Origin of the sequence: Planktotalea frisia, assembly GCF_001890925.1 — a bacterium.
Classification (GTDB): domain Bacteria; phylum Pseudomonadota; class Alphaproteobacteria; order Rhodobacterales; family Rhodobacteraceae; genus Planktotalea; species Planktotalea frisia.
On record NZ_MLCB01000018.1, the window covers coordinates 1 to 8948 of the forward strand.

The 8948-nt window shown below is 54.3% G+C and carries 6 protein-coding genes; 2 read left to right on the forward strand and 4 right to left on the reverse strand.

All coding sequences use genetic code 11. From position 1 onward, the window contains the following. Positions 1-244 precede the first annotated feature (244 nt). Genes PFRI_RS01095 through PFRI_RS01110 form a run of 4 tightly spaced genes read right to left on the reverse strand, consistent with a single transcriptional unit; the run spans position 245 to position 6432 of the window. On the reverse strand, positions 245-1597 hold the full coding sequence (locus tag PFRI_RS01095) for an efflux transporter outer membrane subunit (RefSeq protein WP_072628926.1): 1353 nt from the start codon (positions 1595-1597) through the stop codon (positions 245-247). Further along, positions 1594-4707 carry an efflux RND transporter permease subunit gene (locus PFRI_RS01100; protein ID WP_072628927.1) on the reverse strand — a complete coding sequence of 1038 codons (3114 nt, stop codon included), beginning with the start codon at positions 4705-4707 and terminating at the stop codon, positions 1594-1596. The genes PFRI_RS01095 and PFRI_RS01100 overlap by 4 nt, the downstream gene beginning before the upstream one ends. Then, positions 4704-6062 carry an efflux RND transporter periplasmic adaptor subunit gene (locus tag PFRI_RS01105; protein WP_072628928.1) on the reverse strand — a complete coding sequence of 453 codons (1359 nt, stop codon included), beginning with the start codon at positions 6060-6062 and terminating at the stop codon, positions 4704-4706. The genes PFRI_RS01100 and PFRI_RS01105 overlap by 4 nt, the downstream gene beginning before the upstream one ends. A 52-nt stretch (positions 6063-6114) precedes the next feature. Next, entirely contained in the window at positions 6115-6432 is a 318-nt protein-coding gene (locus tag PFRI_RS01110; RefSeq protein ID WP_170124892.1) for an EF-hand domain-containing protein, read from the reverse strand. A 168-nt stretch (positions 6433-6600) separates the two neighbouring features. Between PFRI_RS01110 and PFRI_RS01115 the strand changes: the two genes are divergently transcribed. Continuing rightward, positions 6601-7308, forward strand: coding sequence for a response regulator (locus tag PFRI_RS01115; protein WP_072628930.1), 708 nt, complete (start codon positions 6601-6603; stop codon positions 7306-7308). Further along, complete coding sequence (locus tag PFRI_RS01120; protein WP_170124893.1) at positions 7301-8596, forward strand: ATP-binding protein; 1296 nt, start codon at positions 7301-7303, stop codon at positions 8594-8596. Before PFRI_RS01115 ends, PFRI_RS01120 begins: the two co-directional genes overlap by 8 nt. Positions 8597-8948 lie beyond the last annotated feature (352 nt).

The window sequence follows — 8948 nt, forward strand, 5'->3', positions numbered from 1 at the left end:
ACCGTCGCACCAAGAGGAGAAATCACGCTCAGGCCCGCATCGAAAAACCTTAAACGAAGGCGACTTTGGCGGTTTTCTGATCAATGACCGCCTTTTCTAAAGTGCCCTTGCAGCGAAATGCGCCATGGGCAGTTCCGGACCTTCACTAAGTTTACGTATCCTCTGAAGAAATCTAGCGTAAGCAGCTATTCGTTAAAATGCCCAAACCACCGCTTACATTCTGCGCGACGAACCCCGACGCGGATCATTGCGCGATTTTCCATCCTCTCCCCAAAGCCACTTGCAAGTTGGCCCACTCTATCGTTGCGCTTTGCACTTCCGCAGCCAACGCCAAACGACGGGCGGAGGTCGTTCGTTCAGCGTCAAGCAATTCAATCAGAGAGGAACGCCCCGCCTCAAAGTTGGCTTTGTTGAGCGTTAGCGCGGTTTCGCTAGAGCCAACTGCGCTCCGTAACAAAGCGATTTGTCTGTTTGAGCGGACCAAGCTGTTTGATTGGGTTTCTACTTCCCCCACCGCCGCGCGCACTGCGGCACGCCAGTTAAGCGCGGCTTCTTCGACCGCTGCAATTTGTGCGTCCCGGTTTGCTTTTAGCGCAGGCCGATTGAACACAGGGAGCGAAAACGCAGGCCCAAAGCTCCAGGAGTGCGGATCGCTCACCGTCAGACTGCCCGAAAGCGTCAGGGATGGCAAAAGCTTGGCTTCTTGTACACCCAACCCCGCGACTGCAGCTGCATAAGTGCTTTCCGCTACGCGCACGCTCGGGATATTGCGCAGCAGATCTGCTGGTTTTCCAAGCGAACTAGCTCCTCTGGGGTTAGGCTGCGAGGCACCGCGCTGCATTTTGAGCAGGATCGGAGCGGGGTCGGCATCCAGCACGGTGGTCATCGCAAATACAGCACTCTCAAAATTGGAGAGATACCCGTGCAAATCGGCTTTTGCCGTAAACAGGTCCGCTTCCGCTTGCACAATTTCGAATTCTGATGCCGTGCCTGCCCGTCTTTTGGCGCGCACTAATGAGAGGGTTTGTTCGCGACTGGCAACAGTTTTGCGCGTCAAGGCGGCGGCCTCTTGAGCGAAGCGTGCAGAAACATAGTGCATAACGATGGATTGAGTCACGGCTGCGCGCGCGTCACCCAAATTGAAACCTGAGGCTTCCAGATTTGCGGCGGCCTGTTCCTGGCCACGCTTTATGTCGCCAAATAAATCAATCACGAATGTACCGCTCAGGATGCTCGTGTCGTTGGTTGTTGTAGGCAGATTATCAGCACCAGCGCGGTTGACCGAGCTGGTAAGATTACCTGTGGTTTGTGCATTGATTCCGGTTGCGCGCAATTGTGCTTCGGATTTGCGAATGCGGGCGAGGCTGGATTGAATTGTCAGATTGTTCGCGAGCCCTTGAGCAACCAGATCATTTAACAGCGGATCCTTCAACTCGCGCCACCACATCTGCAATTCAGGAGATTGGAACGATGAGCCACCCCCCGCAGTAAATGCGGCAGGCATGTCCATGGTTGGTGGTGTAAAGTCAGGCCCAACAGCAGTGCAGGCAGAAAGAGATAATGCCATCATCGTGCTCAGGATGAATTGGGTTTTCATGATGGGAAGTTTCCTTTTTCGGGTGTCGCTCGACCGCCCTCAATCCAACGCTCGACGTTGGCGAAGTCAAAATAGGCGGCCAAGACAGCCGGGAAGACCAGCACCACGAGAATTAGTGAAGCCAGAACACCAAAGGCGACGGAGACAACAACAGGGACAAGGGTCACCAGCGAAGGGGAGGTTTCAAAAACCACCGGCAAAAGGCCGATGAATGTCGTGATCGAGGCAAGCAAAACCGGTCTGAAGCGGCGACGCATGGCTTCGACCGCCGCTGTCACATGGTCCGTATTCAGTGCGTGTTGCTCAAAAAAGGCGACAAACAGGATCGCGTTGTTCACGACAATCCCGGCCAGCGACGCAAAACCGATTACAGAGGGCATCGACATATCTATGCCGATGGCCAAATGGCCCAAGATGACCCCGATAAGAGCGAAGGGGATCGACGTCATGATGAAGATCGGCAGAACATAGCTGCGGAACTGAAAGGCAAGCACGAGATAGACCGCCACAAGCCCAATGGCCAAAGCGCTAAAGATCGAGCCTTGCGTTTCGGCCTGGCTTTCCGTTGCGCCACCGATTGTAAAACTGACGCTCGGATATTTCGCCGCGATGCGCGGTGCGAGCTGTTCCAGCGCGATTTCACTAATGCCATTGGCGGTTTGCACTGTCCGGTCGATTTCACCGACGATACGCGCGCGCGCCAATCCGTTTTCGCGCGTGATCTGCGAAAATGTCGATGCCTCGGAAATGTCCGCAACGACCGACAGGGCTGCTTGCTCTCCGCTTGGCAAGGTGATTGGCAAGGCGCGCAACGCTGTCAGGCTTTCGGCGACATCTGGCTGACTGACCACCACGTCAAAACTAGTTTGGCCTTCACGGAAGGTATCTGTGATCGTGCCTGTGAACGAGGTGCGTAATTGCTCTGACAGGCCAGACGTGGTCAGCCCGAGAGAGCTGCCATACGCAGTAAGCGTCAATTGCACTTCGTTCTGGCCTAACGTGAAGTCAGAATAGACGGATCGTACATCGCTGCGTGCGGCCAAAGCGGTCAATAATTCTGAGGACGCCGCCGCCAAATCATCTATATCCCGTGACATGACAGAGATATCAATGTCACTTCCGCCGGGCGTCACGCTGGTCGTTGTATAGTTGATCTGGGAAAGGTCGGCGATTGGACCTGCGGCTGCTTTTACAGTGTCGAGAAGTTCGGCGGATGAAACATTGCGCGCATCACTTGTCAGCACATCCACTGTGACCGTCGCAGTGTGCGGGCCATTGTTGCTGACGTCGCTGTTGCGGCCATATTCGACCAGGACACGCTCTACCAAAGGCACCGCGCCATTCGTGCCAGGTGTGTGGCGCGCATCCATTTCTTCGACCCCTGCCAGAACTTTGGCCACCGCGCCTTGCGTTTGCTCGGATTGTAGACCCGGTGTGAGGGCGATACGTATTTCAAGTGTATCTGCATCTGTCTGAGGAAAGCCGATCAAACGCACCTGCCCAGAGGTCATTAATCCGATGCACAGGATGAACGCGCCGATAGTTATGCCCAGGGTCGCATAGCGCCACCGCGTCATGAATGTGACGAGCGGAACGATGCCGCGATCACACAAAGCTTCTAACAGGCGCGGTATTGCTCGCTTGCGAGTGTCCCTTGTGCGCGGCGCGGCATGAGACAAGTGATTGGGCAAGATCAGGAAGGCCTCTACAAGCGAGGCCAATAGCGTGACCAGCAATACAATCGGGATCACTTTTAAAATTGTCCCGATCTCTCCTGACAGAAACATCAACGGGCCAAAGACGGCAGCCGTGGTCAGAAACGAAGACACCACGCCAACCATGACTTCGCTTGTGCCTTTGACTGCCGCTTCTTTTGGCGAAAGAGTGTCGCGCCATTTGTCGATATTTTCTGCGATCACGATACTGTCGTCCATGATGATGCCGATGGACATCAACAGCGCCAGAACCGAGATGACATTTATGGTCACTCCAAGCGCGCCCATAATGAAAAGGCCCAACAAAAAAGAAAACGGCAGCGCCATTGAAATCCACAAAGCATCCCGCAACGAAAAAAACAGACACATGATAATGAAAACTAGTACCAAGGATTGCAGCGCATTTTTCAAAACAAGCGAGATGCGGTCTGAAATTACCTCTGTCGAATTATTAATAATCGTAAGTTCAATATCTCCGCCAATTTGGGTTTCAAGGTCTGCAAGGTATGCGTTCACTGCCGCAAAGGCGTCGATTGCATCGTCATTGGACGTCTTGCTGAGCGTGATAATCGCCGCTTGCCGTCCTTCTATTTCCGAGCGCAGTGCGGTATCTGCCAGCACCAGTGTCACATCCGCCACATCAGACAGGCGCACAGTGTCGCCAGCGCGGCCTTCCAAGATTGTCAATTTTTTGAGGTCTGCAACACTTCGCTTGGTGCCATCGATACGCAGGCTATAGTTTTCTAACTCTGTCTCGACGGTCCCTAGCGGGCTTGACGTCGAGCGCTTTGATATCGCGTCGGCGACGTCTTTTGACGACAAACCATAGCGTTGTAGGGCAACGTCATCCAAATGCACCCTGTATTCCAAGGTTGAGACACCGCGCACTGTTGCGGATGCCACCCCTGAAAGGGCCGCCAAGTCAGCTGCAAGCGCACCCGCGTAGCGCACCAATGCTTCGTCTGATGCGAGGCCAGAGACCGCCAAAAGAGCGATCTGTTCGGTGCGGCCAGCGATTGAAACGCTTGGTTCTTCAGCGCCATCCGGCAAATCCTGTATGGCCGCGACTTCGGAAAAAATATCGTTGAAGAACTGCGTGATATCGCCGCCTTCTGCCATCGTTAAAGTGGCACTTGCGCGGGCCGGAACGGACTGACAAGTCATGTCGTCCAAACCGTTTACTGCACGCAAACCATCATCAAGTAATTGGCAGATTTCTTGATCCACGTCTTGCGCAGTAGCTCCGGGATAAGCCACCGTCACCGAAACTCGCGAGGCAGAAAATTCAGGAAATGTCTCGCGCTCCATGCCGCCAATGGTGTTTAGCCCCAAAAATAGTCCCGCGATCAGGAACAGATTTGCGGCGACTGGGTGGCGTGCGAAAAAACCGATCATGGTAGCTTGCTTTCATGCTCGACACTTTGTTCGACAAGCTCAAGTAACAGACCAGACGTCGCTGGGCTTGGGTCGGAGAGCACAACGCGCGCGCCAGTCGCCAAGCCTTCACGGATTTCTACCTGGTCTCCATAAACGGTGCCAATGATAACATCGCGCCGTGCGAGGCGGTCGTCTGAATCAGCGACATAAAGATAGGTCGTGCCCGCTTCATATCGCAACGCGCGTTCCGGCACCAAAACCACATCATCAATGGGTGGGCTTGTTATGATGACCTCAACAAAGCCACCAGAAATGAGGGGTGGTCCCGCTGGGTCTTGTGGAGATTTCGCTGTGTTCTCAACTTGAACAACGACTCCGATTGCACCGGTGCTTTCATCTATTTGCCCTGTAACCCGCGTGATAATCGCAGGCCATGTACGAGCGGTTCCACCACCGAATTGCGCCATGACATGAGCTTGCAATGTGGCTCCTGCACGGCTCAAAGGTCCATCATTTTGATTTTCTTGTTCGGATGTCTGACTTGCATTCATTGCCCCAACGAGCTGCGCGAAATCACTGGGTTGAAAGGCCGCTTTTATCTCTACCGTGTTGACGGTTTCGAGCGTTATCAAGGTATCCCCCGGCCGCACATACTCCGACGCGCTCGCACCGCGCTCACTGACGCGCCCATCTAGCGGGGCGACCACTCGTGTGCGTGCCAGATCGCGCTCGGCACTTTCCAGATCTGCTTGCGCCTTGGCCAAGGCTGCCTCGGCAGAGCGAAGATCAGGCGCAACCAAAGCCAAGGATGCCTCAAGCGAAGTGACTGCGGATTGCTGGGACAGGAAGGTGCGATTGGCGCTATCCAACTCTGTCGCTGCGACGGACCCGCCTTCGATGAGTTTTTCTATGCGATCACGATCAGCGCGGTGAATTTCAAGGATTTTGCGCTCAACATCAAGCGAGGCTTGCGTATTGCTCGCGTTGACTTGAAGCGTTTGAATGTCTGCTTGTGCGCGTAACACATCGGCTTCGCGCTGTGCGACGTTGATTTGATAATCGCGCGGGTCGATCTCGAACAACAGGTCGCCTGCGCTGACCATAGTGCCGACTTGCAAGTTGTCATCATAGACCACCAACCGACCTTCAACCTCGGCCACCCCAGACCAAGAGCGTGTCGTTTCAACGCGCCCGAAACCGCGGGCCTCAGCTGAAACAGCCCGGGGCGTGACAGTCACAAAGCTGACAGGAAAACCGACTTCTTCGCGGTCGTGGACACTCGCTCGTGGCTGATTGTTCATCCAGCTCACAATTACGAGGGCCAAAGCAATAGGTGGCAGGATCAGCAGTTTGCTGAAAGTTGAACGGAGCATTGGGTTTCCCTTTGGCGTGTCGTGGTGCGCGGTGGCGTTCTTTTTGTCGGGGTTACCCCGAAGTTGCGTTTTGCAATTCTGCTGCGCTCACAGCCCCGTCCGAATTAGCATCCAGACGCGCGAATGCTTTTCGGTAGAGCCCTAGTTCTTGAACACGGTGTGACTGTCCGATCTTGGAGGCAGCGTTGAGGTCAATAAAGGCTGTGAATTCGGCTTGAGACAATGCGCCGTCAGAATTGGCATCCGCCATTTGGAAATTCGCAATCGCTTGTTCGGAGGCCGACTGCGCGGTTGCGGCTGACGCAACGATGAGGCCAATCGACACGACCAGCGACGTGGTGAACATCTTTGAGAAAGTTCGTGGTAGCATTTGTGAACGCCTTTTGCTGATAAGATCAGGCATTCCTAGCGTCTGTGTGTTTCAGGCGTATTGCATTTGGCGCGTTAATTGTTTCGAGATGTTACAGAATGGCTGATTTGACTTTCAATGAAACATATCGGCTCCTTTAGCTGGCGAAACTGTGTGATATTGCGTCTTATGAACACCAAACCTCATCGCATTATTGTCGTGGATGACGACCCTGAACTTAGAGCTTTGCTGAAACGCTTTCTGACGGAGCACGGGTTCGAAACGCGCGCCGTCGACGGTGGAGCTGCATTAGAGCGTGAGCTGACGCGCAATCCGCCGGATGCGATTGTACTTGATCTGATGATGCCTGGCGAGGACGGCTTGGCTGTGTGTCGGCGGCTGCGCGCGCAGGGAACCTTGACCCCGATTGTTATGTTGACCGCGCGAGGCGATCCGATTGACCGGATCGTTGGGCTTGAAACAGGTGCCGATGACTATCTTGGAAAACCGTTTGAGCCACGTGAATTGGTTGCGCGGCTGAACGCCGTGCTCAGGCGCACTCGCAGCGCGGGGCAGCGAATGACTGAGCCGGAGTTTCGCGTTGGTCTGCTGGAAATTAATATGGCTGAAATGTCTGTGCGTAAGTCCGGTGAGGTGATCAAGCTTTCCGGCCGCGAATTCGCATTACTCGCGGCTCTTGCACAAAGCGCAGGGCATCCTTTGACGCGCGCGCAATTAATCGACCGTGCCTTTGGGCGCGATGCAGAGGTCAGCGATCGCGCTATTGATGTTCAGATTACCCGGCTCAGACGCGCCATCGAAGATCGCAGCGACGCTCCTGATCTGATCAAAACGGTGAGAGGCATCGGCTATGTCTTTGCAGCGCGTCATGATTAGAACGCTGCTTGGGCAAAATATCGCAGTCCTTTTGGCCACGACGCTGTTTGCGCTGGTATTGTCGCTTAGCCTTGTAGCTTTCTTTGTGTTTAGGCCCGAGGCTCAGCGAGCCGCGCTTGTGACGGCTGGCTTTACGGAAGTTCTTGCGGTTTTGGCGGATGGGGCGGACGGCCCGACCCGTGTAAAAACACTGCAACTTTTCGACAGTCATCCCGACTTCAATGTGAAGGTGTCCCGGAACGCGCCAAGTGGAACCGCGCAGCCGCAAACGGTTCCCGGGAGATTTTTTCTTAGAGAGCTAAAGGCGCAGAACAATCGCGATGATCCAAAAGACTGGCGTATTGGCGACGACGGCTGGCTTTGGGTTCAGCTGACGGAAAGTGAACCGCCGATCTGGGTTTCATTCCGCACCGCACCCGCGCGCGATCCGGTCAAAGCATTTGCCGGTGTGTTTACTGTCGCGCTTCTGAGCAGTCTCATCGGCGGTGTGTTCTTGCAGCGTCGTTTTGCGCGCCCGCTGAAAGCGCTAGAGGATGGAATTGATGTCGCAGAGAGCGGTACAAGCCTGCCTGAATTCGATGAGGACGGTCCACGGGAAATTGCGGCTATCGCGCGCGCGTTGAATCAGATGTCGGAAACGATGCAATTTGCGGAAAGGGACAGGGCAGTCATGCTCGCGGGTGTCAGCCACGATCTGCGCACCCCATTGACCAAGCTACGCTTGTCACTGGCTATGCTTCACGGAGCGGATCAGGACTTGCTTATCTCAGCGGAACGACAGGTCTCGCGGATTGAAATAATGTTGGCTCAATTCCTTGAATATGCGCGTGGGTATTCGGAAGAACACATGCAAAGGGTCGATCTTAAGTCGCTTCTGCAAGAGGCAGTCGCAATCAGCTCTGTCGACTCAGCCATCAAGATTGACTGCCCTGCCGACGTCCGTGTTGTTTTAAAACAGAGCGCCGTCATTCGCGCGGTCAGCAATCTGGTGACCAACGCAGACAGTCATGGCGCAACCCCAATCGAAATGACAGCCCGGCACGGCAAAGGGGATTTGACGATTGGGGTGAGCGACGCGGGTTCAGGCATTGCACCAGAGGCGGTCAATATTCTGACCAAACCCTTCGCGCGAGGAAACGCTGCGAGAACAAACGAGGGCACGGGGCTTGGTCTTGCCATCGCAAACCAAGTGGCGATTGCCCATGGGGGCTCATTGTGTTTCGAACGCTCAGATGGCCGTTTCTGCGCAATTCTTACATTCCCAAAGCACGGCGATCTGCATTCGTAACGTCGCAAACAGGGAAAAAAGAAGAACACACCTCACTGGTGGGCAAATGCGCCTTTCTATTCTTGCCTTGTTGCTTGCTGTACATCACGAGACGTTAAAGAATTACATTTTGCTTGCGAACTGAGCGTTCAAAATAGCGGTGGATAGGCATTAGCATCAAATATCCATTCAGTATGGCTGTTATTTTTTGGTTTGAGGTAGTGACGAGCGGCAGACTTGGGCCAAATTTCGAGCCTTTAATCGTAACTGTTCCCAAAGCCGCCTTGGTACGTTCTGCAGCATCCGTCACTCTGGGCTGATTGTGTTGAAAAACTCTTGCTTGATCGAATGGTCAATCGCTGATTCAATTCCT